General features: G+C 39.6%; 26 protein-coding genes and 1 riboswitch. Of the genes, 6 read left to right on the forward strand and 20 right to left on the reverse strand.

Going from position 1 to position 22,890, the window contains the following annotated elements; all coding sequences use genetic code 11:
- Positions 1 to 103 precede the first annotated feature (103 nt).
- The 15 genes from ybgF to aspS form a co-directional block, all read right to left on the reverse strand.
- On the reverse strand, positions 104 to 874 hold the full coding sequence (gene ybgF / locus ED622_RS15040; protein WP_122035414.1) for a tol-pal system protein YbgF: 771 nt from the start codon (positions 872 to 874) through the stop codon (positions 104 to 106).
- Between the two features lie 25 nt (positions 875 to 899).
- The gene (gene pal, locus ED622_RS15045; RefSeq protein ID WP_122035416.1) at positions 900 to 1,463 is read right to left on the reverse strand and encodes a peptidoglycan-associated lipoprotein Pal; all 564 of its coding nucleotides are present in this window, start codon (positions 1,461 to 1,463) and stop codon (positions 900 to 902) included.
- Between the two features lie 33 nt (positions 1,464 to 1,496).
- Positions 1,497 to 2,849: a Tol-Pal system beta propeller repeat protein TolB gene (tolB, locus tag ED622_RS15050; protein WP_122035418.1), complete on the reverse strand. Its 1,353-nt coding sequence runs from the start codon at positions 2,847 to 2,849 to the stop codon at positions 1,497 to 1,499.
- A gap of 10 nt (positions 2,850 to 2,859) precedes the next feature.
- Positions 2,860 to 3,924 carry a cell envelope integrity protein TolA gene (gene tolA / locus ED622_RS15055; RefSeq protein ID WP_122035420.1) on the reverse strand — a complete coding sequence of 355 codons (1,065 nt, stop codon included), beginning with the start codon at positions 3,922 to 3,924 and terminating at the stop codon, positions 2,860 to 2,862.
- A gap of 16 nt (positions 3,925 to 3,940) precedes the next feature.
- Positions 3,941 to 4,387 (reverse strand): protein TolR, encoded by a 447-nt coding sequence (gene tolR / locus ED622_RS15060; RefSeq protein ID WP_122035423.1) that lies wholly within the window; start codon positions 4,385 to 4,387, stop codon positions 3,941 to 3,943.
- Positions 4,387 to 5,070, reverse strand: a complete 684-nt coding sequence (gene tolQ / locus ED622_RS15065; protein WP_122035425.1) for a protein TolQ — start codon at positions 5,068 to 5,070, stop codon at positions 4,387 to 4,389. The genes tolR and tolQ overlap by 1 nt, the downstream gene beginning before the upstream one ends.
- Complete coding sequence (gene ybgC / locus ED622_RS15070) at positions 5,060 to 5,470, reverse strand: tol-pal system-associated acyl-CoA thioesterase (protein ID WP_122035427.1); 411 nt, start codon at positions 5,468 to 5,470, stop codon at positions 5,060 to 5,062. The genes tolQ and ybgC overlap by 11 nt, the downstream gene beginning before the upstream one ends.
- Before the next feature lie 180 nt (positions 5,471 to 5,650).
- The gene (locus ED622_RS15075) at positions 5,651 to 5,953 is read right to left on the reverse strand and encodes a cyd operon YbgE family protein (RefSeq protein WP_122035430.1); all 303 of its coding nucleotides are present in this window, start codon (positions 5,951 to 5,953) and stop codon (positions 5,651 to 5,653) included.
- Entirely contained in the window at positions 5,946 to 6,053 is a 108-nt protein-coding gene (cydX, locus tag ED622_RS15080; protein WP_012550467.1) for a cytochrome bd-I oxidase subunit CydX, read from the reverse strand. The genes ED622_RS15075 and cydX overlap by 8 nt, the downstream gene beginning before the upstream one ends.
- A gap of 11 nt (positions 6,054 to 6,064) precedes the next feature.
- Entirely contained in the window at positions 6,065 to 7,201 is a 1,137-nt protein-coding gene (gene cydB / locus ED622_RS15085) for a cytochrome d ubiquinol oxidase subunit II (protein WP_122035432.1), read from the reverse strand.
- A 17-nt stretch (positions 7,202 to 7,218) separates the two neighbouring features.
- The gene (cydA, locus tag ED622_RS15090; protein ID WP_162922557.1) at positions 7,219 to 8,805 is read right to left on the reverse strand and encodes a cytochrome ubiquinol oxidase subunit I; all 1,587 of its coding nucleotides are present in this window, start codon (positions 8,803 to 8,805) and stop codon (positions 7,219 to 7,221) included.
- Positions 8,806 to 9,182: 377 nt separating this feature from the next.
- A complete protein-coding gene (gene ruvB / locus ED622_RS15095) occupies positions 9,183 to 10,196 on the reverse strand; it encodes a Holliday junction branch migration DNA helicase RuvB (RefSeq protein WP_122035437.1) in 1,014 nt (337 codons plus the stop codon).
- A gap of 73 nt (positions 10,197 to 10,269) precedes the next feature.
- On the reverse strand, positions 10,270 to 10,893 hold the full coding sequence (gene ruvA, locus ED622_RS15100) for a Holliday junction branch migration protein RuvA (RefSeq protein ID WP_045101698.1): 624 nt from the start codon (positions 10,891 to 10,893) through the stop codon (positions 10,270 to 10,272).
- 91 nt (positions 10,894 to 10,984) lie between these two features.
- Positions 10,985 to 11,506, reverse strand: a complete 522-nt coding sequence (gene ruvC, locus ED622_RS15105; RefSeq protein WP_045101697.1) for a crossover junction endodeoxyribonuclease RuvC — start codon at positions 11,504 to 11,506, stop codon at positions 10,985 to 10,987.
- Positions 11,507 to 11,656: 150 nt separating this feature from the next.
- Complete coding sequence (gene aspS, locus ED622_RS15110; protein WP_045101696.1) at positions 11,657 to 13,432, reverse strand: aspartate--tRNA ligase; 1,776 nt, start codon at positions 13,430 to 13,432, stop codon at positions 11,657 to 11,659.
- 368 nt (positions 13,433 to 13,800) lie between these two features.
- On the opposite strand from aspS, the gene cmoA reads away from it, so the two are divergent.
- The 5 genes from cmoA to ED622_RS15135 all read left to right on the forward strand — a co-directional run bounded on the left by cmoA (position 13,801) and on the right by ED622_RS15135 (position 18,987).
- Positions 13,801 to 14,529, forward strand: coding sequence for a carboxy-S-adenosyl-L-methionine synthase CmoA (cmoA, locus tag ED622_RS15115; protein WP_122035439.1), 729 nt, complete (start codon positions 13,801 to 13,803; stop codon positions 14,527 to 14,529).
- A gap of 50 nt (positions 14,530 to 14,579) precedes the next feature.
- Positions 14,580 to 15,554: a tRNA 5-methoxyuridine(34)/uridine 5-oxyacetic acid(34) synthase CmoB gene (gene cmoB, locus ED622_RS15120; protein ID WP_122035441.1), complete on the forward strand. Its 975-nt coding sequence runs from the start codon at positions 14,580 to 14,582 to the stop codon at positions 15,552 to 15,554.
- 79 nt (positions 15,555 to 15,633) lie between these two features.
- Positions 15,634 to 16,401, forward strand: coding sequence for an ATP-dependent zinc protease (locus ED622_RS15125; protein ID WP_122035443.1), 768 nt, complete (start codon positions 15,634 to 15,636; stop codon positions 16,399 to 16,401).
- Between the two features lie 108 nt (positions 16,402 to 16,509).
- Positions 16,510 to 18,018 carry an inactive transglutaminase family protein gene (locus ED622_RS15130; protein WP_122035445.1) on the forward strand — a complete coding sequence of 503 codons (1,509 nt, stop codon included), beginning with the start codon at positions 16,510 to 16,512 and terminating at the stop codon, positions 18,016 to 18,018.
- A gap of 3 nt (positions 18,019 to 18,021) precedes the next feature.
- Positions 18,022 to 18,987, forward strand: coding sequence for an alpha-L-glutamate ligase-like protein (locus tag ED622_RS15135; protein WP_122035447.1), 966 nt, complete (start codon positions 18,022 to 18,024; stop codon positions 18,985 to 18,987).
- Positions 18,988 to 19,111: 124 nt separating this feature from the next.
- Here the strand turns inward: ED622_RS15135 and moaE are convergent, their stop codons facing one another.
- From moaE to moaA, 4 genes are all read right to left on the reverse strand, one after another.
- The gene (moaE, locus tag ED622_RS15140) at positions 19,112 to 19,558 is read right to left on the reverse strand and encodes a molybdopterin synthase catalytic subunit MoaE (RefSeq protein WP_065591556.1); all 447 of its coding nucleotides are present in this window, start codon (positions 19,556 to 19,558) and stop codon (positions 19,112 to 19,114) included.
- Position 19,559: 1 nt separating this feature from the next.
- Positions 19,560 to 19,805, reverse strand: a complete 246-nt coding sequence (gene moaD / locus ED622_RS15145) for a molybdopterin synthase sulfur carrier subunit (protein WP_065591555.1) — start codon at positions 19,803 to 19,805, stop codon at positions 19,560 to 19,562.
- Positions 19,802 to 20,281, reverse strand: coding sequence for a cyclic pyranopterin monophosphate synthase MoaC (gene moaC / locus ED622_RS15150; protein ID WP_045101688.1), 480 nt, complete (start codon positions 20,279 to 20,281; stop codon positions 19,802 to 19,804). Before moaC ends, moaD begins: the two co-directional genes overlap by 4 nt.
- A gap of 12 nt (positions 20,282 to 20,293) precedes the next feature.
- On the reverse strand, positions 20,294 to 21,283 hold the full coding sequence (gene moaA / locus ED622_RS15155) for a GTP 3',8-cyclase MoaA (RefSeq protein WP_045101687.1): 990 nt from the start codon (positions 21,281 to 21,283) through the stop codon (positions 20,294 to 20,296).
- Positions 21,272 to 21,419: riboswitch (molybdenum cofactor riboswitch) on the reverse strand. It overlaps the preceding gene by 12 nt.
- Before the next feature lie 254 nt (positions 21,420 to 21,673).
- Here moaA and yvcK point away from each other — a divergent pair.
- On the forward strand, positions 21,674 to 22,552 hold the full coding sequence (gene yvcK / locus ED622_RS15160) for a uridine diphosphate-N-acetylglucosamine-binding protein YvcK (protein ID WP_122035450.1): 879 nt from the start codon (positions 21,674 to 21,676) through the stop codon (positions 22,550 to 22,552).
- Here yvcK and ED622_RS15165 read toward each other — a convergent pair.
- Positions 22,545 to 22,877: an Hpt domain-containing protein gene (locus ED622_RS15165; protein ID WP_254052644.1), complete on the reverse strand. Its 333-nt coding sequence runs from the start codon at positions 22,875 to 22,877 to the stop codon at positions 22,545 to 22,547. The genes yvcK and ED622_RS15165 overlap by 8 nt on opposite strands.
- Positions 22,878 to 22,890 lie beyond the last annotated feature (13 nt).

Below are 22,890 nucleotides of genomic sequence, written 5' to 3' on the forward strand. Positions count from 1 at the left end.
CTCATTAATTCTTCAAATAATCTCGGCATTATACCCCTTATGATATAGGCGGCAAGTTTGAGGCAATAAAAAAGGAGCTAATTAGCTCCTTTTTTCTATTAGACTATAACGATTTTAGCTGCTTATCTGCTGTTTTAGCTGTCGTACTATCTGGGTATTCTGTTAATACTTTCTGATAGTATTTTTCTGCTGCTGCTTTGTTATTGTTACGTTTAGCAAGCTCGCCTAACTTTAATAATGCATCTGCACGTTTATTTGAATCAGAATAACTAACGACTTTAGCAAAACTTTTTGCCGCTTCGATATCATTCTTTTGTGCGAAGTAAAGTTGACCTAACCAGTAATGGGCATTTGAGCTATATACCGAATCAGGATAAGCAACGACAAACTCTTGGAATGCCTTTGTTGCTCCAGCGTAGTCTTTTTTCTTTAAAATAAGATCTACCGCATTTTGGTAAGCTTCATTTTCGTTAGTATCAGCCGCATAAGAACCTGAAGCACCAGTGTCACCCGCGCCTTCTGTTGGTGTAACGACTGGAACTGGCTTTGCTGTTCTCAGTGTATCGATTTCAATGTACAGCTGGCGCTGACGCTCTAGCATTTGATCAAGCTCGTAGCTATTACGTTCAACCATACCGCGCATTTCTGACAATTCTTCCGATAAGCCATCAAGTTGTTGTTGTAACTGCAGTTGAATTTGATTACGGCTTTTAATTAAGCGTTCTAGGCGCTCAATGCTTGTAGAAGATGCTGGAGCAGAAGAGGTGGCTGTTGCATTTAAATCAGTGACTGGAGCAGGAGCGGCGACCACAAGGGTCGCCGCACTCGCCAGCAACGTAAGCGGAATAATTCGCTTAAGGTTACTGTATTTCATATAAGTCTGCCTTATAAACTGTCGATTAGTATACTAATACAGCGCGACGGTTTTTAGCATAATCTTCAGCAGTTTGACCTAGTACTAGTGGCTTCTCTTCACCGTAGCTTACGATAGAGATTTGGTCAGCAGAAACACCTAGAGCTTGTAGGTATTTAGAAACTGCTTTAGCACGACGCTCGCCTAGTGCGATGTTGTACTCAGGAGTACCACGCTCATCCGCGTGACCTTCAACTGTTACTTTGATTGCTGGATCCGCGCTTAAGAAAGCAGCGTGTGCAGCAAGCATGTCTTGGTACTCAGAAGAGATAGTTGAGTTATCAAATGCGAAGTAAACTGTTTGAACTTTACGAAGCTCTTGCTCAGCTTGAGCACGAACTTCAGCTTCAGTCATTACTTCATCAACTTCAACAGAAGTTACAACAGTAGTATCTGTTTGACCTTCAGCGCCAGTTGTTTGAGTTTCTACGCCGTTTGTTGATTCTTGGCCAGCAGTACTGTCAGTTGCGCTGTCGCTAGAACTACAAGCAGAAAGAGCAACCACAGGCAGTGCGATTAAAAGACTCTTAAGAAGTTTATTTAGTTGCATTATATTTTCCTTATTTTCCTAAATATTTAGTAGCTATAAAAATGGCGACCACGCTGGTGCCCTTACACGTCCGTTTGTCGCTGGTAAGCGAGCTTTAAAACGGCCATCTATAGAAACCATTGAAAGTACATTCTGTTTTCTATACATGGAACTGTAAATCACCATGCCGCCATTTGGCGCAATACTCGGTGACTCATCCAGTAGTGTCTTGGTTAAGACCTGGACGGCACCAGTTTCTAAATCTTGTTTCGCTAGATTGAATCCAGTCTCTGAGCGATTAACCATAACGATAAATTTACCGTCTGGAGTAATCTGCCCACCAAGATTTTGACTGCCTTGCCAGGTTAAACGTTTTGTTGAACCGTCTTGTAAATTTACTCTATAAATCTGAGGTTTACCACCCCGATCTGAAGTAAATATTAAAGACTTGTTATCAGGAGCCCAAAAAGGTTCCGTATTATTCGATCTTCCACGAGTAATTTGACGCATTTTCTTCGTCTGCAAATTGACGATATAAACATTCAAGCTACCCGTTTTGGATAATACTATCGCTAGTTCTTTACCATCATGTGAAAAACGAGGTGCTCCATTATGACGAGGATAAGAAGCGATTAATTCTCTCTTACCCGTATAGATATTCATAATAAAAACTTGTGATTTTCTATTTTCAAAACTTACATAAGCTAATTTTTTACCATCAGGAGACCATGCTGGTGACATGATTGGTTGTTTTGATTTCAGTACCAAACGTTCGTTATAACCATCATAATCAGCAATTCGTAACTGATATGGATACTGCACTTTATCGTTCACGACAACATAAGCGATACGAGTTAAAAAAGCGCCTCTTTCACCCGTCAACTTTTCATAAACAACATCAGAAATACGGTGTGCATATTTACGTAACTGTTTTTTAGATAAAGTAGCAACTTTGTTTACTAAAACATGGTCTTGAGTTGATACTAACTTACCTTCGCTATTTAACGCTTTAGAGTTCCCTTTGGTTAATTGGCCTCGAACAACATCAATTAACTTATAAGTTACTTCATACTTGCCTTGAGCATTTAGCTTTACTTCACCAGTAACAATCGCATCAACACCCATTTTAGTCCAAGCTTCGTAATTAATATCCGAATCTTTATACGGTGTTTGTGGCATTTTATTGGTAGCTAAAGGGCTAAATTTACCACTGCGCTGTAAATCAGATGAAATGATAGCTGAAATATCTTGCGGTAACTTGCCTTCACCATGCCATTTGAAAGGCACAATACCTATTGGTCTTGCTGAATCAACACCTTCAGTAATGACAAGTTCTAATTCTGCTCTTGCTACCTGAGTAAATCCTAAACAGGCGATAAAAAGAGTTAACATCCATCGTTTAAGCACTTGCTCTTCCTTATTCTGGTTGAACGGTAAGGTTTATATTTGTAAGTTTAGCTGCAATATCAGCATCTTTTGGCATCGGGAATACATTTACTTTTGTTACAGCTGTTTTTGCCGCTCGACAAACTTGTGCATCACCACTTAATGTTGTTACAGAAAGCAGTAATCCTGATGAGGTTAACTTCATTTTCACTCGACAACTTTTACCAACAAAACTTTCATCAATTAATAAATTTTGTTGGATCATTTGCTTATACACGGCACCAAATCGTTGAACTTCATCATCGATATGCTGCTGTTTTGCCGAGCTATTTTGAACTGTTTCATCTTCTAAACCAGCAAAAATGTCATTCAATGCGGCTTCTTTTTGCTTACGGTCGGCTTCAGCTTTAGCTGCTCTAGCCTTTTCTTTACGTGCTTTTTCAGCGGCAACTTTAGCTTTCGCCACACGATCAGCTTCAGCCTTGGCCTTTCTTTCAGCTTCAGCTTTCGCCGCTTTTTCTTTCGCTAATTTTTCTTTTGCCAAACGCTCTGATTCGGCCTTTGCAGCTTTCTCTTTCTCTACACGTTTTTTCTCTGCAGAGGCTTTCGCTGCTTTCTCTTGATCTGCTTTAACCTTTGCAACTCTTGCTGCTTCAACTTTAGCTGCCGTCTCAACGTTACGCTTTCTCTCAGCTTCGGCTGCAACCGCTCGTTCTTTTTCTCTTTTTGCATCAGCTACGGCCTTTTTACGAGCCTCTTCTGCTTGGCGAGCCGCTTTTTTCTCTTTAACTTGCTGAGCTTTAAGATCACGAATACGCTCTTCTTCAGCTTTACGGTTCTTTTCTAATTGATCCGCCTGCTGTTTCAATCTTTTTAAACGCTCATTTTCAACGCGTTCTGCTCTTTCTCTGTCTTGACGAATTTGAGACGCTTGTTTTGCAATGGTGTTTTGATCTATCACTACCGCTTGAATTGTATTAGTTTTTGGTTTTTCATCCATAGCGAAGCCGCTGCTGAAAATAAGTACTACGACAAGCAGTAAATGCAATCCAACAGAAATACCAATAGCAAAGGTGTAATTATTATCCGACTTCATCGTCTATGATTCACTTCTATTCCTTAAGATCAGTAAGTAACCCGACTTTACTCACTCCTGCTCGACTTAATTCGTCAAGAACGAGCACTATCTCTGAATATGGCGTACTTGCATCACCACCAACCGCAACGGGTGAGTTAGGTTTAATACTTAATTCAGCTTTAACGTTAGTGATCATTTCCTGCATCGACATTGGTCGTCGAACATCTTTATTATCAACGCTTAATCCTAAATTACCGTCTTTATCGATCTCTACAATAATAAACGTTGCATTTGGATCTTCCCCTGCCATCGCTTGTGCTGATTTGGTATTTGTCATTTCTGGCAATTCAACATCAACTCCTTGAGTGACAAACGGAGCGGTTACCATGAAGATAATCAATAACACCAACATCACATCAATATAAGGAACAACATTGATCTCTGCGGTTAATTTTCTTTTTTTAGGTTGGTAGCCAGACATTATTTCTCCTGACTTGCCATTGCTTGACGATGTAAGATACTTGAGAACTCATCCATAAATGCAGCGTAGTTATGCTCTAACTTACCCACTTTTACGCTTAGACGGTTATAAGCAATAACCGCTGGGATTGCAGCAAATAAGCCCATCGCTGTTGCAACTAGTGCTTCAGCAATACCAGGAGCAACCATAGAAAGAGTGGCTTGCTTTACTGAACCTAAAGCAATAAATGAGTGCATGATGCCCCAAACGGTACCAAACAGACCAATGTAAGGTGTGATTGAACCGACGGTTGCTAAAAATGGTAGATTTGTTTCTAGGTGATCGACTTCGCGAGAAACGGTTACACGCATCGCTCGAGATGTTCCGTCCATCACAGCGTCTGATGAGTTACTAACTCGAGACAGACGTGCAAATTCATTAAAACCAGAGTAAAAGATTTTCTCTGTACCACTAATTCGGTCTTTACGAACCTTTACTTCATTAAATAATTGAGACAGATCCATACCTGACCAAAATTTATTTTCAAAACGTTCAGAATCAGTGCGTGCTACTGATAAGACTTTTGAGCGTTTAAAAATCATCGCCCATGACATTACAGACAAGCTTAATAGGATAAGCATCACGACCTTAACTAATAAACTAGCTTGCAAAAATAGATCGAGAATTGATAGTTCACCTGTCACAAGATATCTCCGATAATATAAATAGTGGTATCGCTGTTGGCTTCATCTTAGCGTTATCAATACAGGCTACCTTAACTGTAGCTTTGCACAATACCTTACCTTCAGAATTAACCAATAACTGACAAAAGGTTAATGACACCTTTTTGATTTCTGTTATTAATGTTTCTACAATAAGTTGCTCATCTAAACGAGCACCTTGCATAAAATCAATATTTACGTTTTTAACTACAAATCCAACTGATTTTTCTAACAGCACGTGTTGAGAGACACCGTGATGACGTAATAGTTCTGTTCGAGCACGTTCAAAAAACTTCAGATAATTTGAATGATAAACAACGCCACCTGCATCAGTATCTTCATAATAAATGGTAATAGGCCATTTAAATGCGCTTTTATCCATGGCGTTTTCTCTTTTTATTGAAAAATCAGACGTTAACTATAACTTAAAATTGAATTTGGTCACCATATGAAATCTATTTTTATGGACAAAATCGTCAAAAAAAAAGCGGTTTGTTACTAAAAAAGTAACAAACCGCTAAGTATGATGTCCCAATATACAAATCTTATTGCATGTTACGCCCTATATAAAATAGAGATAACTAAAGTAGCTTAAGATTATTATTGAAAAATACGGACTAAATAACAATTTCCAAATCCATTTTTGCGGAACAAACCCAACCGCAAAAATGAACGCCGTACATACCGAATAAATCAAACTAGGTGCTAATAACCCACCAAAGCCACCAATTTGTTCAGAATATACTGTTGGCTCCCACATAAGCATTGCCATGTGAAAGATAGCCGCCCCAACTAACAATAATCGTACGATAATATGATTAATTGGGCGTTGAACATTATCTATTTTGTCAGCGAGATTACTCACTGTCTTTGTCCATCATTTCTGAATGCTCTAGCCAAAGAGCATTAATGATTGCAAATGAACATGCTAGTAGCACGCCTAGGATCCATGCAAAATACCACATTGTTATGCTCCTTAATAAAGCGAATTTTTGTTTTCTTCAACAAACTTAGTGTCGATACGGCCAAACATTTTGTAATAAGTCCATGCAGTGTAAGCAAGAATAGTCGGAACCATTACTACTGCAACTACTGTCATAATATTCAATGTTAGCTCACTTGATGTTGAATCCCACATAGTCAAACTATGATCTGGGTTTAAGCTTGATGGCATTACAAATGGGAACAGTGCAAAGCCAGATGTTAAAATAACACCTGCATTGGTTAGGCTTGATGCAATGAACGCAACCCATGCTTTTTTCAGCTTAGTCGCAATCATAGCAATTACAGGCATAACAACCGCAAGAGCTGGTGCAATCCATAGTAGTGGGTATTCTTTAAAGTTTAAGAATAAAGCGCCTACTTGACGGATAACATCTTTATTTAATGGGTCAGACGGTGCGTTATGATCCATTACACTTGTAATCACAAAGCCTTCAATGCTTTGAGCCCAAAATCCTGCAACCGTAAACAGTACGATAATCAGCGCTGAACAAATCATTGAAACTTTGCTTGCTCGTGCATGAATTTGATCAGTTGTTTTCATTTGTAACCAAGTAGCACCCTGCAATACAAACATTGCTGAGCTCACCAAACCACAAATTAATGCAAACGGATTTAGTAAGTCAAAGAATCCACCATGATATTTAAGCATCATTAGGTTATTCAGTTCAAATGGAACCCCTTGAAGAAGGTTACCAAATGCAACACCAAAAATAATTGGTGGAACAAAACTACCAATGAAGATTGCAGCATCCCATGCAGAACGCCAGCGCTTATCTTCAATTTTAGAACGGTAATCGAAACCTACTGGACGAAACCATAATGCAGCTAACGTCAGCATCATCGCTAAATAGAAACCAGAGAATGACGCTGCGTATACTAAAGGCCATGCAGCAAACAGTGCACCACCAGCAGTTACTAACCAAACTTGGTTACCTTCCCAGTGAGGAGCGATTGAGTTAATCATCACTCGACGTTCTGTATCTGTTTTACCGATGATAGGTACTAATGCACCTACACCCATATCAAAGCCATCTGTTACAGCGAAACCAATCAGTAATACACCGATCAATGCCCACCAAACAAATCGCAATACTTCGTAATCAAACATTACTCAAATCTCCGTTGTTATGCTTCTACTTGGCGAGATAATTTCGCTTCTGAATCTTGACCATCTTGCTCAAAGTGATAACGGCCAGTTTTCAAGCTGCTAGGACCTTTGCGTGCGAATTTCACCATTAGGTAAACTTCAGCAATCAAGAATATCGTGTACAGACCAATGATCATTGCCATCGAGATTAAAATCTCAGATACCGTCAATGCAGACGCTGCAACATTTACTGGTAATATTTCACCAACAGCCCATGGTTGACGGCCATATTCTGCGACAAACCAACCGGCTTCAATTGCGATCCATGGTAGTGGCATACCAAATAAGGCCGCTTTAAGTAACCATGATTTTTGACCAATCTTTTGACGACATGTCTGAACAAAGGCAAAACCGAAGATAAGTAGCATTGCTACACCACAAGCAACCATGATGCGGAACGAAAAGAATAGCGGCCAAACTGTTGGGATTGAATCATCCGCAGCGGCTTTAATTTGCTCTTCTGTTGCATCTACAACTTTGTCAGTATAACGCTTAAGCAATAAGCCATAACCTAAGTCATGTTTAACATCATCAAACGCAGCGATGTTTTCAGGTGTTTTATCACCATTACGTAATTTTTCTAGCAATTCATAAGCAACCATACCATTACGGATACGTACTTCGTGCTGTTCTTTTAAATCACGTAGACCTGTTACTTGCTTATCCAATGAACGCGTAGCAATAATACCCATTACATATGGGATCTTAATTGCGTAATCCGTTTCCATTGATTCTTGATTTGGTAAACCAAACACGGTAAATGCAGCAGGTGCTTCTTCTGTATGCCATTCAGCTTCAATTGCTGCTAGCTTAACTTGTTGAACTTCACCTAGCTCATAGCCAGATTCATCACCAAGTACCATTACAGATAGAATTGATGCCATACCAAATGAGGCAGCAATAGCAAATGAGCGGCGAGCAAACGCAACATCACGACCTTTTAATAGGTAGTAAGAACTGATACCAAGCACGAACATTGCACCACAAGTGTAGCCTGATGCTACTGTATGTACGAACTTAACTTGAGCTACTGGGTTTAATACCACATCAGCAAAGCTCACCATTTCCATACGCATGGTTTCAAAGTTAAATTCTGCACCAACTGGGTTTTGCATCCAGCCATTTGCGACTAGAATCCAAAGTGCTGAGAAGTTTGAACCTAACGCCACTAACCAAGTTACAGTAAGGTGTTGACGTTTTGATAAACGATCCCAACCAAAGAAGAATAAACCAACAAAAGTAGATTCTAAGAAGAAGGCCATTAGTGCTTCGATGGCAAGAGGAGCCCCGAAAATATCACCAACATAGTGAGAATAGTAAGACCAGTTTGTACCAAACTGGAACTCCATCGTTAGACCTGTAGCTACGCCTAATGCGAAGTTAATACCAAACAATTTACCCCAGAACTTTGTCATGTCCTTGTAAATTTGCTTGTCTGTCATTACATATAAAGACTCCATGATAGCCAGTAAGAAGGCCATACCTAAAGTCAGGGGAACGAATAGGAAGTGATACATCGCTGTCATTGCAAACTGCAATCGCGATAACTCCACTACATCAAAGATCATGAGAACTCCTTTGTGTCAGGCTGAATGACACAGTGCTTCCACACTTTTGGGTGAGCGTAATACTTTATGCATTGGTTTTAATATTTATAACCGTATTAATAACCATAAAGTGTTACATACTTGTATAAAAAACGTTAGCTTAATGTTAAGCTTAACCTAATATAGAACACGCTAATATTAATAGTAAAAGCAGTTTCTTTCAAAAGGTTTGTCCATTTTTTGTAAGTTAATTACAATAAAAATTGTATAAACGACCACTTTTCACACTTTACACATTTTTGATACAAAAAAACGGATGATTTTGATCATCCGCTTTCAATTTATTGATACAGTTATTAATAGAATATTACAAAATATGAATATCTAATAATGGTCTATTTATCAGGTCTATCAATTCCAAAATGGAGATAAGCTCGATCTGAGACAATACGCCCTCTTGGAGTCCGTTGAAGGTAACCTTGTTGAATTAAATAGGGTTCAATAACATCTTCAATCGTATCCCTTTCTTCACCAATCGCAGCTGCAACATTGTCAAGACCGACTGGCCCGCCATCAAATTTCTCCATGATCGCTAATAAAAGCTTTCTATCCATGTAATCAAAACCACGGACATCAACATCAAGCATATTCAACGCTTTATCTGCAATCTCAGAAGATATATGACTATCGCTCATTACATCCGCATAATCTCGTACTCGACGTAATAATCGGTTAGCAATTCGCGGAGTGCCACGAGCACGACGAGCAACTTCAAGCGCGCCTTCTGATTCCATTGATAAATTCAGGCAATCTGCACTACGTTGAACAATATATTGAAGATCATCGACTTTGTAATACTCTAATCGTTGCACAATACCAAAACGATCACGCAATGGAGACGTTAGTGAGCCCGCCCTCGTCGTTGCACCGATAAGAGTAAAAGGGGGCAAATCGATTTTAATCGAACGAGCTGCAGGACCTTCACCAATCATAATATCTAACTGATAATCTTCCATTGCTGGGTACAGTATTTCTTCAACAACTGGGCTTAATCGATGGATCTCATCAATAAATAAAATGTCGTTTTCTTCTAAGTTTGTTAGAAGTGCAGCTAGGTCCCCTGCTTTTTCAAGAACAGGTCCCGACGTTGTACGAATATTGACTTCCATTTCATTAGCCACAATATTCGCGAGTGTTGTCTTACCTAAACCAGGAGGACCAAAAATTAATAGATGATCGAGGGGTTCATTACGCATTTGTGCTGCTTTAATGAAAATCTCCATCTGGCTGCGGACATGGTCTTGACCTCGATAGTCTTCTAATTTCTTAGGTCGTATCGCTCGATCAATGACTTCTTCTTCACGAAAAACAGGGTTATCAGCAGCAATAAGGCGATCAGCTTCAATCATAAAATGGCACTCAGCGATTCAATAAATAAATAGTAGTAAATAAAAAACAATTCATAGCGAGTAATGACGAAGATTAGATCATCGATTTCAATGATTCACGAATTAAAGCTTCGCTTGTCATATCCGGTTTAGCTACTTGAGAAACAATTTTAGACGCTTGTACTGGCTTATAACCAAGAGATATCAGTGCACTTACGGCTTCATCTTGTGCGCTTTGAGGAGAAGAAATCAAATCAGAGCCATCATCCATTGGCGCAGCATCAGTCGCAGGAGTAAATAAATCACCAGCGCCCCATCCTTTAAGACGGTCTTTCATTTCAACCACTAAACGCTCTGCTGTTTTCTTTCCTACACCAGGTAATTTTACTAATGTAGAAATATCTTCGCGCTCTACGCTTTGTACAAATTGAGATGCTGTCATTCCAGATAAAATAGCAAGGCCAAGTTTAGGACCCACACCATTTGCTTTAATGACTTCTCTAAATAATGCACGCTCTTTTTTAGTATTAAAGCCATATAGCAGTTGAGCATCTTCACGAACTACATAGTGGATGTATACAATCGCTTCAGTGCCAATTTCTGGCAACTCATAAAAACAACTCATTGGCATTTGGACTTCATAGCCAATACCACTCACTTCTATTAATAATTCTGGTGGTTGTTTTTCTAATAGATTTCCACGAAGGCGTCCGATCACAATAGATACTCTTTAAAATAAATTAACTATATCGAATAGTAATAAAGAACTGGATAGATATCCAGTAAAAGAAATGAGAATTTGGCAGTGTCTAGCGATATCTCCCACGTCGGGCACTCGTTGCTTTGCCTGCCAAGGCTATTAAGGTTTTATTGGTATTGGCATGACAAATCGCAACCCCTAGCCCATCGGCGGCATCGGCTTGTGGTTTTGCTGGAAGTTTCAACATACTCATCACCATATGTTGAACTTGTGCTTTATCTGCCCCACCCGTTCCTGTTACTGCTTGCTTAATTAAACGTGCTGCATATTCATAAACAGGGAGATCCGCATTGACAGCAGCCACTATTGCACTGCCTCGTGCTTGTCCTAACTTTAATGCTGAATCTGCATTTTTAGACATAAAAACTTGTTCTATAGCGAATACATCAGGTTGAAACTGAGTAATAATTTCAGAAACACCTGCGTATATTTGTTTTAAACGACCAGGAAGTTCTTTTTCTGACATACGGATACAACCGCTACCTAAATATTGTAGGTGTCGGCCATTTTGACGAATAACGCCGTAACCGGTAATGCGAGAGCCGGGATCGATCCCTAAAATGATAGACATAGTAAAACCACTGATTATTTATACATGTATATTAGCGAGGTATCCTTCTAAACTCAAGGTATTAGTCATGTGCTACTTTCTCATTTTAGATATAGCAGATACAAAAATGCCCGCATAATGCGGGCATTTTTAAGAATAAAGAAAACTTAATTAAGCGTCTTTTTTCTCAGCAAGTTTTACTGCAATCGATAGCTCAGTAAGAGACTCTGGATTTGCAAGACTTGGTGCGTTCGTTAATAGACACGCAGCTGCTGTTGTTTTCGGGAATGCGATAACATCGCGGATGTTTTCAGTTCCACAAAGAAGCATAGCTAAGCGGTCAAGACCGAATGCAAGACCTGCGTGTGGCGGCGTACCGTATTTAAGCGCTTCAAGTAAGAAACCGAATTTCTCTTGTTGCTCTTTCTCTTCAATACCCAGAATACTGAATACTGCCGTTTGCATTTCAGCATTGTGGATACGAACTGAACCACCACCAACTTCATAGCCATTGATAACCATGTCGTATGCATCAGAGTTTGCTGCTGCTGGATTTGCTTTAAGCTCTTCCGCTGTCATACCTAATGGAGAAGTGAATGGGTGGTGCATTGCGTGCAAGTTACCTTCGCCATCTTCTTCAAACATTGGGAAATCAATAACCCAAAGTGGAGCCCAAGCTTTCTTATCTGTCAGCTCAAGATCATCACCTAGTTTAATACGTAAAGCGCCCATTGCTTCTGCAACGATGCCAGCTTTATCGGCACCAAATAAAATGATGTCGCCAGTTTCAGCTTCAGTACGCTCTAAAATGCTGTTTACGATATCTTCGCTTAGGAACTTAGCAACAGGAGATTGAACACCTTCAAATCCTGCAGCACGATCGTTCACTTTCATCCAAGCTAGACCTTTCGCGCCGTAGATACCTACGAACTTGCCGTATTCATCAATTTGCTTACGAGAAAGCGATGCGCCACCAGGAACACGAATAACCGCTACACGGCCTTTTTCATCGTTAGCAGGACCAGCGAATACTTGGAATTCAACCTCTTTAAGAAGATCAGCAACGTCGACTAATTCTAGTGGGTTACGTAGATCTGGCTTATCAGAACCAAAACGACGGATCGCTTCAGAGAATGGCATGATTGGGAATTGACCAAGTTCAACATCTAATAGCTCTTTCCACATATCATGAACTAGACGCTCTGTGATTTCACGAACTTGAGTCGATGATAAGAAAGACGTTTCGATATCGATTTGAGTGAATTCAGGTTGACGGTCAGCACGTAAATCTTCATCACGGAAACATTTAACGATTTGGTAGTAACGGTCAAAACCAGACATCATCAGAAGTTGCTTAAACAACTGTGGTGATTGTGGAAGTGCGTAGAAGCTGCCTTTATGAACACGGCTTGGTACTAGGTAATCACGAGCACCTTCTGGTGTTGCTTTAGTTAGTACTGGTGTTTCAATATCTAAGAACAAGTTCTCATCTAAGAAACGACGAACGAAGCTAGATGCACGAGCACGTAACTTGATACGGTCACTCATTTCTGGACGACGTAGATCAATGTAACGGTACTTCAGGCGTTGTTCTTCTGAGTTCGTTTGGTTGAAATCCAGTGGAAGCGCTTCTGAACGGTTGATGATCTCAAGACCTGTCGCGTAAAGTTCAACTTCACCTGTAGCCATATCTTTATTTACTTGGCTGTCAGGACGAACACGTACTTCACCAGTAAATTTGATACAGAATTCATTACGCAGTTGGTTAGCGATTGAAAAGATATCTTTCATATCTGGATCAACAACTACCTGAACGATACCTTCACGATCTCGCATATCAATAAAGATAAGACCGCCTAAGTCACGGCGACGGTTTACCCAGCCGCAAAGTTCTACAGTTTGCCCTGCAAGGGACTTGTTCAGGTTACCACAGTAATGGGTGCGCATGATGATTTTCCCAATCTAATATACATATCAATAGTAAATGCAGTAAAAAGAGTTACTGCACTTTTCATAAACCGATTTACGCTTGCTAAAATGACGAATAAAACAGCTACCTTGCTGAATTAATAAGCTAAACGCAAAAATATAGCGACATTATAAAGGAAAATCCCTCTAACGACATAGTAAGGAGAAAAAAAAGTTCACTTTCAATTTTCATAGCCCTAAAGACATTAAGATAAGAATTAACTACAATAGCGACCTAATGTGCAGGAGAGCACAAGAAAATGCCATTCTAGGTAAGTAGTACACCAATATTTACCTAGAATTGTATGATGTCGTATGGATATAAAAACTGCCTTTGTGAGAACCCCATGGCTAACCCAGACACAATATTTTCAGCACCGATTGATAAAATTGGTGATTTTACGTTTGATGAACGTGTTGCTGAAGTCTTTCCAGATATGATCCAACGTTCAATCCCAGGCTACAGTAATATTATTTCCGCAATTGGAATGCTGGCTGAACGTTATGCTAAACCTCATTCAACGGTTTATGATTTAGGCTGTTCATTAGGCGCTGCAACACTTTCTATGCGTCGTCATATTGATCAAGAAGGCTGCCAAATCATAGGTGTCGATAATTCATCAGCAATGGTTGAGCGATGCCGCCTACTTATCAATGCTTATCGCTCTGATACACCAGTCTCCATTATTGAAGCGGATATCCGAGATGTCGATATTCAAGATGCCTCGGTAGTAGTGCTTAACTTTACTTTACAGTTTTTAGTTCCTGCCGATCGTCGAGCTTTACTTGAAAAGATTTACGCCGGTTTACGTCCTGGCGGTATTCTTATTTTATCTGAGAAATATATCTTTGAAGATGAAAGCGCGAACGAGTTACTTATCGACCTGCACCATGATTTCAAACGTGCAAATGGCTACAGTGAGCTAGAGATCAGCCAAAAGCGCAGTGCTATCGAACATGTGATGCTACCTGACACTATTGAAACTCATAAACAGCGCTTTAATGAAATTGGCTTTAAAAGTGCTGAAGTATGGTTCCAGTGCTTCAATTTCGGCTCTATGTTTGCCATTAAATAATCGAAATATCGCCATTTATTTTTTCTAATTTATTAATTTAAGATACCTCAATGATTAATTTTGCTAATTTTTACACTCTTATTTCTCAAGATACTATTCTTCAGCCGTGGTTGAATGTGCTTCCTCAGCAACTCACTGATTGGCAGAACGCAGAGCATGGTGATATTGAGCGCTGGACGAAAGCGCTAAAAAAAATCCCTGAAGGATGCGCTGATAACATTGACTTAAAAACATCGGTGACGTTATCAAATAATGAGCCTTTAGTAGATGGACAGCGTAAAAAATTAGAAAACTTATTACAAACCTTTCATCCTTGGCGTAAAGGGCCTTTTACGGTTCATGATATTCATATTGATACAGAGTGGCGCTCAGATTGGAAATGGGATCGTCTACTGCCTCACATTACTCCACTTAAAAACCGCTCAGTTTTAGATGTAGGTTGCGGTAATGGCTACCACATGTGGCGTATGCTAGGCGAAGAAGCTCGTTTATGTGTTGGTATTGACCCATCACATTTATTCTTAATTCAATTTGAAGCTATTCGTAAATTAATGGGCGATGATCAACGCGCACATTTATTACCATTAGGTATTGAGCAGCTTCCTGAGTTAAATGCGTTTGATACCGTATTTAGCATGGGGGTTCTGTATCATCGCCGTTCTCCATTAGATCACCTAATTCAATTAAAAAACCAATTAGTTGCTGGTGGTGAATTAGTATTAGAAACACTGGTTATTGATGGTGATGAAAACGCAGTATTAATGCCTGTTGACCGTTATGCTCAAATGCGTAATGTTTTCTTCTTCCCATCTGCACGAGCATTAAAAGTATGGCTTGAAAGTGTGGGATTTGTAGACGTTAAAATTGTTGATGAATGCGTGACTACAATCGGTGAACAACGTTCAACAGAATGGATGAAACACAATTCATTGCCTGAATATTTAGACCCTAATGACTCAACAAAAACAATTGAAGGTCACCCTGCTCCTAAGCGTGCGATCTTAATTGCAAGAAAACCTGACTAAACGCTAACATTTAGGGGCTATTCGTCCCTATTTATTATCGTTACTATGCACATGTTAATTTAACTCAACGGAACATAAAATGATCCAACGAATTCTACCATTGGTTGCTATTTTAAGCCTTTCAGGTTGCGCACTGACTCAACAAGCAACACCAGTCGCTTCAGATAATACGGAAACAGTTGCAGCCATTAAGTCTATGGAAACTAATCTAAATACTCGTTTAGATGGTATGGAAACAAAAATTGAGACTCAAAATGACTATATTTCAACATTAGAAAAAGAATTGTCAAATGTATCAGAAGAGCTATCAATGGTTCGGACTGAACAAACCAAAATTCAAGCAAGTATAAAGCAAGCTACCTCTAAAAAAACTCGCCTAGCACCTGTCCCTGTTTCTATGCAAACTCAATCATTGACAGACACCTTAATTTTAGGTGCGATTGAAAATGTTGAGATTGCTGATATTAAGCAGCAATTTAGTGCTCGCATTGATACGGGAGCAACAACCTCTTCTCTCAATGCCGTCGACCTTCAAGAATTTGAGCGAAATGGTACTCAATGGGTACGATTCCATCTAATCAATCAAGACGCACAAGAAGATGGCAAATTGGAGTGGATTACCGCCCCTGTTATTCGTAATGTGAAGATACGCCAATCAACCACAGAAGAAGCAGAACGCCGTCCAGTAGTTGAATTATGGATCAAACTTGGAGCAATCCATGAAAAAGTTCAATTTACCCTTGCCGATCGCTCTCACATGACCCATTCTGTTTTACTTGGTCGTGAGTTTATTCAAGATATTGCTGTTATTGACGTCAGTAAAGAGTTCGTCCAAAGCAAAAAATAGCTCCGACCTCAAATAAGCGGTAATTTATTCAATATGTTAGTAGCATAAATTATCGCTTGAATTACAATTATAATTATCTTTTCGATACGCTATTACAATGAGGACGTTATGCCATCAAGAGTGCCTTTTTATTTTCTGATCTCACTATTAATTGTCGCAGGACTTACATTGAGCTGGTTACGCCATGACTCATATGGAGTGCCATGGACGCCGGGTGAGAGAAGCCAAGTTTGGGATGTAGAAGCCCGAATTCAATTTGATGCCGTCAATAAACCTGTAAAGGTATCTATGGCTGCACCACAAAACCAAACAGGTTTTACTATTGTCGATGAGAGTGCATCTTCTCCTGGCTACGGTATTGCTTATTTAACAACAGAGCACGGACGTCGCGCGGAATGGACTATCCGCCAAGCAGACGGACCACAAACTCTTTACTATAAAACTCAAATTTTAGTTGACCCATACGCTGAAGCGATAATTGAGCCGCCAAAATCAGATAAACCAGAAGCGGTAACATTTGAAGGTCCACATGAAGCTGCTGCAATTTCATTATTAGATCAAGCAAGAGCTCGTTCTTCTGATGACATTACCTTAACTCGTGAGTTAATTAAGCAATTTAATGATCCTGATAATCAAAATGCATCATTGCTTCTTAATGACTTAACCAAAGTTCAAGCTATCTCTAAATTATTAAGTTATGAAGCAATTCATAATAAAGTTGTTGGTGCTCTTTGGTTAGAAGATGGTCGTCGTCGTCAATCTGTTCAGCATATGGTTGAAGTATGGAACGGTGAGAAATGGCAACTGTTTAATCCTGCAACAGGTGAGCAAGGTCAACCAGACAACTTGTTACTTTGGGATGAAACAAATGTCTCTCTATTAGATGTTGTTGGTGGTAAGAACAGCCAAATTAACTTCTCAATGATTGCACAAGAGATCTCTCCAACTGCTGCAACTGAGAAAAAAGTAGAAGCCGATAACCTACTAAACTTCTCTATCCATAGCTTGCCTCTTGAAGAGCAGTCGATGTTTAAAACCATCATGCTTATTCCAATTGGCGCACTAATGGTTGTGTTCTTACGAGTGATCATTGGTTTAAAAACCTCTGGTACTTTCATGCCAGTACTTATTGCGGTTGCTTTTGTGCAGACTCAACTAGTTACAGGTATTGTAGGTTTCTTACTGATTGTGGGTACAGGTTTAGTTATTCGTAGCTATCTATCCAAACTCAACTTACTTCTGGTAGCCAGGATATCCGCGGTAATCATTACCGTAATCATGATCATTTCGATCTTCACGATTGTTGCCTTTAAGATTGGTCTAACTGCAGGGTTAAGTATTACTTTCTTCCCTATGATCATCCTTTCTTGGACGGTAGAACGTATGTCTATCCTATGGGAAGAAGAAGGTTGGAAAGAAGTCGCAACTCAAGGTGGTGGTTCATTGCTAACTGCAGTATTAATCTACATCGCAATGACAAACCCATTTGTACAGCACTTAACGTTTAACTTTATTGGTGTTCAATTAATTATCTTAGCGGTAATTCTAATGCTAGGTAATTACACGGGTTACCGTTTAAGTGAGCTTCGTCGCTTTAAGCCTTTAGCGGAGGACTAGCCTATGTTTAGTCGATTTACGTCTCCTGCAAAACTAAAAGCGAAAGGGATCATGGGAATGAACCAGCGTAACGGTGGCTATATTGGCCGTTACAATGATCGAAGCAAGTACCCATTGGTTGATGATAAATTAAAAACAAAGATCATTGCTGAAAAAGCTGGGGCAACTGTACCTAAGCTTATCGGCGTGATTGATAGCCAAGCTGAAGTAAAAAACATTCACAACATCGTTAAAGACTGGCCTGGTTTTGTTATCAAGCCAGCCCAAGGCAGTGGCGGTAAAGGTATTTTAGTTGTTACTTCTCATAAAGATGGCGTGTATTACAAGCCATCTGGAGCAGAAGCAAACAAACAAGACGTTGAACGCCATATTACCAATACATTAGCGGGTCTTTTCTCCCTTGGTGGAAAAAATGACGTTGCAATGATTGAGAACTTAATCGAGTTTGATGATGTGTTTGACGGCTTCAGTTATGAAGGCGTGCCTGATGTACGTATTATTGTATTTAAGGGCTACCCTGTAATGGCAATGATGCGTTTATCAACTACGGATTCAGATGGTAAGGCTAACTTACACCAAGGTGCAGTTGGGGTTGGTATTGATATTGGTACAGGAAAAGCAGTACGTGCAGTACAGTTTGACTTACCTGTTGAGAAACACCCTGATACAGGCAAATTATTAAGCACCTTAGAAGTTCCACATTGGCATAAACTGTTAACCCTTGCATCAAGTGCTTGGGAAATGACAGGCTTAGGTTACATGGGAACGGACATGGTTCTAGATAAGAAATATGGCCCTATGGTTCTTGAGCTTAATGCTCGTCCTGGTTTAGCGATTCAAATTGCTAACGGTACTGGTTTATTGCCTCGCTTAAAGCATATAGAAAGCTTAGAGGAGACGGTTCCATACCCTACTCCTGAAGCACGTGTTGCTTATGCAATGGAGCAATTTGGTATTTATAATAAATAACAAATTGTCACTAGCTTAATCTAAATAAAAAAAGGGAAGAAAGCATATGCTCTCTTCCCTTTTTATTTATCTTCTATCAATAATTCCGAAGCGAAATACCAACAGAAATACCTAAATCAAATAATTACTTTTCCCAGCGTTGCGCCGCTGATTTATCCGTATCTCTTGATTCAACCCAACGAACTTCTTTGGTTGTTCGCTCTTTTTTCCAGAACGGTGCATTGGTTTTTAGGTAATCCATTATGAACTCACAAGAGTCAAACGCCGCACCACGATGCGCACTTGACACACCAACAAACACAATTTGATCGCCAAGCTCTAAATCACCGACTCGATGAATCACTTTCACTTTAAGCAGTGGCCAACGCGATTTTGCTTGAGCAACGATATCATTCAGAGACTTTTCCGTCATTCCTGGGTAATGTTCTAGAGAAAGCCCTGTAACATCATCACCAAGATTCATATCTCGAACTTTACCAATAAAAGTAACAACTGCTCCTGCTGCTGTTCCTTCTGCTAATAATTGATATTCATCGCCAACATTAAAATCATGCTCTTGAACAGAAATCATATTAACCACCTGTCACTGGCGGAAAAAATGCGACTTCATCACCATCAGAAACCGCTGAATCTAAGCTAGAAATCGTTTGGTTAATAGCAACCAGTAATTTGCCTTTCTCTAGGGCTAAATCCCACTTACCTTCTTTTTTACTTAACTCTTCACGAATCGCTTCAGCAGTTGCGTAATCACCGGTAAGTTCCAGTTTTCCAGTGCCTACTAACTCTTTTGTTTGAGCGAAAAATAATACTGTGATCATGCGTCTGCCTTAAAGTGTCCAGATTTACCGCCCGTTTTTTCTAATAAACGAACTTGACCAATAACCATGTCTTTTTGAACGGCTTTACACATGTCATAAATAGTTAATGCAGCAACAGACGCAGCAGTTAATGCTTCCATTTCCACACCCGTTTTACCCGCTAGTTTACATACAGATTCGATACGAACCATATTTTCAGCTTCAATCGCTTCTAATTGTACTTCAACTTTAGTTAGCAATAATGGGTGGCATAGTGGAATAAGATCCCACGTTTTTTTCGCCGCTTGAATACCGGCAATACGTGCGGTCGCAAACACATCACCTTTATGGTGAGAACCAGACACAATTAGGTTCAAGGTTTCTGGAGCCATGTGAACAAATGCTTCTGCACGCGCTTCACGAACCGTTTCTTGTTTAGCTGATACATCAACCATGTTCGCCTCACCAGAGGCATTAATATGAGTAAAATTTGACATAATTCTTCTTTATTATCCGCCAATAGAGGCTAAATGTGGGGTCATACCTGCATGGCCATCATGTAGAAAGTGGCCTTCAGCTTTATTATCTAACTGAGTTTGAATGCGCTGAATTAATTCATCTTGCTGTGTGTCTTCTTGCAACAGTTCACGTAAATCAACCCCATAATCACCAAACAAGCACATATGCAATTTGCCTTTTGCTGATACACGAAGTCGATTACAGCTCTGACAGAAATCTTTTTCATACGGCATGATTAAACCAATCTCTCCCATATAATCTGGATGAGTAAAGACTTGAGCAGGACCATCACTTTCACCGCGTGGTTTTAATATCCAGCTATTAGCAATTAAGTGATTACGAATAGACACACCAGACTGGTGATGATTTTTAAACAGATCATTCATTTCACCCGTTTGCATCAATTCAATAAAACGTAATTGAATTGGACGAGTTTGAATCCATTTTAAAAATAGAGGTAATTCGGTGCTATTGAGATCTTTTAGTAGAACGGTATTAACTTTTACCTGCTTAAACCCCACTTCAATTGCTTTATCAATACCAGCCATAACTTCGGCGAATTTATTTTCACCTGTGATCTGATAAAACATATTAGGGTTTAAACTATCAACACTCACATTAATATCCGTAAGACCCGCTTCTCGCCATTCAGCGACATGCTTCTCCATACGATAACCATTCGTCGTCGTCGCGACTTTAGTAATGCCAGGTTGAGAGGCTACAGTGCGGATGATCTCAGTAAAATCTTTACGCAGACTTGGTTCACCACCCGTAATACGTACTTTTGACGTACCACAACGCGCAAACGCACTAACTGTACGTTTGATTTCATCAAGCTCTAGGAAGGACTCTCGTTTACCATTTTCAGGTCTATAACCATCAGGTAAGCAATAAGTACATTTAAAATTACAGACGTCTGTAATCGACAACCGTAAGTAATAAAACTTACGATTAAAGTTATCTTCAAATTGTTTCGCCACGGAACACCTTTCCAAACACGGGAGGCTTGTTCATTTCCAAACAAACCCTTGTGACCGAATTGTCACTGGCTCACGCTACATATTGAGTGTTTCTTAAAAACAACTTAGTCGCTTGAGCTCGGAGTTATGGCAACCAAACCTAATCCACTATTTTTTATCAACAGCTAATGATCAAATTGGTGCTCTTATTAAAATACTCAATATTTCTATGGTTTTCCAATTTTTTTCCTAATTAGTCGATATTTCTCCATTTTGTTTGCTAGATGTTATTTTTATGCTGTTATTCAACCTACAAACTGTGATTAATTCAACATTTCACTAATCACTACTTGTCGTCACTTTCCAGATCAACCACACTGCTATTAATTCAAATACACAATAAGAAATATTATGAGTAACCATAAGATTGTTGCTATCGGTGGCGGACATGGCCTAGGACGTGTTCTTGCAGCATTAAGTGATTTTGGCAGTAATGCGACCGGTATTGTCGCCACAACAGATAATGGTGGCTCTACAGGGCGAATTCGAGAGTGCCAAGGCGGTATCGCTTGGGGAGACACTCGTAACTGTATTAATCAACTTATTACCGACCCATCAATTAGCTCAATGATGTTCGAATACCGCTTCAAAGGCCAAGGTGAACTTCACGGTCATAACCTTGGTAATTTGATGTTAACGGCATTAGATAACCTTAGTGTACGTCCGCTCGATGCGATTAATCTCATTCGTAACATGCTAAAAGTAGAGACCCATATCATTCCAATGTCAGAGCATCCATCTGATTTAGGGGCGCTAACGACTGATTTACGTAAGATTTCAGGTGAGACAAATGTCGATGATATGGATGAACTGCCTTTACGACTCTTTTTAGACCCTGAAGTCCCAGCAACCCTTGAAGCGATTGATGCCGTTAACCATGCAGATCTAATTTTATTAGGCCCGGGAAGCTTCTTAACTAGTATCATGCCACCACTACTTCTGCCTGGATTAGGTAAGGCGATTGGGGCAAATAAAAAAGCTAAAGTCGTCTTTATTGATAACCTATCAAAAGAGTTTGGCCCTGCTGGAAAAATGGATCACAAAATGATGCTAGATTGGTGTGAGCGTGCATGCTCAGGAAGAAAAGTAGATGTGATCTTAACAGATAAAGAGTTAGTGGCTCTACAACAGGAGTACCATTGTAAAACCACTGATCTTGCTTCATTAAATCACGATTGGAGACATGATAGAGATAAATTGAAACAAGCTATTGTAGAATTACTTAATTGATCATTTGACGATACGCGAGCTCTGTACCACGCGCAATATTGACAAACTCAGAAATATTGCGCTCCACCCAATCCTTCTGTTTATGCTTTGCTTTTTCTTCAATATGAATAGCCATATTAGCTAATTTATCAGCACCAAAGCTACCCGCACTACTTTTTAAACAATGACTTATCTCTCTTACTTTCTCAATTTCAGGATGAGTAGTAAGCGTACTAATGAAGTCATCTAACTCGTCACAAAAAATACCAAAAAGAAAAGGAACATTCTCATCCCCGACTTCTTGCATTAATTGATTCACTGCTATTTGATTTATGTACTGACTCACGGTAATGCCCTCT

The organism is Aliivibrio sp. EL58 (assembly GCF_900312675.1).
Lineage (GTDB): Bacteria > Pseudomonadota > Gammaproteobacteria > Enterobacterales > Vibrionaceae > Aliivibrio.

Bases quoted from the DNA above. Each gene is read 5' to 3' on its own strand.
- ybgF (WP_122035414.1), bottom strand. From the start codon at position 874: ATGAAATACAGTAACCTTAAGCGAATTATTCCGCTTACGTTGCTGGCG.
- pal (WP_122035416.1), bottom strand. From the start codon at position 1,463: ATGCAACTAAATAAACTTCTTAAGAGTCTTTTAATCGCACTGCCTGTG.
- tolA (WP_122035420.1), bottom strand. From the start codon at position 3,924: ATGAAGTCGGATAATAATTACACCTTTGCTATTGGTATTTCTGTTGGA.
- tolR (WP_122035423.1), bottom strand. From the start codon at position 4,387: ATGTCTGGCTACCAACCTAAAAAAAGAAAATTAACCGCAGAGATCAAT.
- ybgC (WP_122035427.1), bottom strand. From the start codon at position 5,470: ATGGATAAAAGCGCATTTAAATGGCCTATTACCATTTATTATGAAGAT.
- cydX (WP_012550467.1), bottom strand. From the start codon at position 6,053: ATGTGGTATTTTGCATGGATCCTAGGCGTGCTACTAGCATGTTCATTT.
- cydB (WP_122035432.1), bottom strand. From the start codon at position 7,201: ATGTTTGATTACGAAGTATTGCGATTTGTTTGGTGGGCATTGATCGGT.
- ruvB (WP_122035437.1), bottom strand. From the start codon at position 10,196: ATGATTGAAGCTGATCGCCTTATTGCTGCTGATAACCCTGTTTTTCGT.
- ruvC (WP_045101697.1), bottom strand. From the start codon at position 11,506: ATGTCTATCATTTTAGGGATCGATCCCGGCTCTCGCATTACCGGTTAC.
- aspS (WP_045101696.1), bottom strand. From the start codon at position 13,432: ATGCGCACCCATTACTGTGGTAACCTGAACAAGTCCCTTGCAGGGCAA.
- cmoA (WP_122035439.1), top strand. From the start codon at position 13,801: ATGGCTAACCCAGACACAATATTTTCAGCACCGATTGATAAAATTGGT.
- cmoB (WP_122035441.1), top strand. From the start codon at position 14,580: ATGATTAATTTTGCTAATTTTTACACTCTTATTTCTCAAGATACTATT.
- ED622_RS15125 (WP_122035443.1), top strand. From the start codon at position 15,634: ATGATCCAACGAATTCTACCATTGGTTGCTATTTTAAGCCTTTCAGGT.
- ED622_RS15130 (WP_122035445.1), top strand. From the start codon at position 16,510: ATGCCATCAAGAGTGCCTTTTTATTTTCTGATCTCACTATTAATTGTC.
- ED622_RS15135 (WP_122035447.1), top strand. From the start codon at position 18,022: ATGTTTAGTCGATTTACGTCTCCTGCAAAACTAAAAGCGAAAGGGATC.
- moaE (WP_065591556.1), bottom strand. From the start codon at position 19,558: ATGATTTCTGTTCAAGAGCATGATTTTAATGTTGGCGATGAATATCAA.
- moaD (WP_065591555.1), bottom strand. From the start codon at position 19,805: ATGATCACAGTATTATTTTTCGCTCAAACAAAAGAGTTAGTAGGCACT.
- moaC (WP_045101688.1), bottom strand. From the start codon at position 20,281: ATGTCAAATTTTACTCATATTAATGCCTCTGGTGAGGCGAACATGGTT.
- yvcK (WP_122035450.1), top strand. From the start codon at position 21,674: ATGAGTAACCATAAGATTGTTGCTATCGGTGGCGGACATGGCCTAGGA.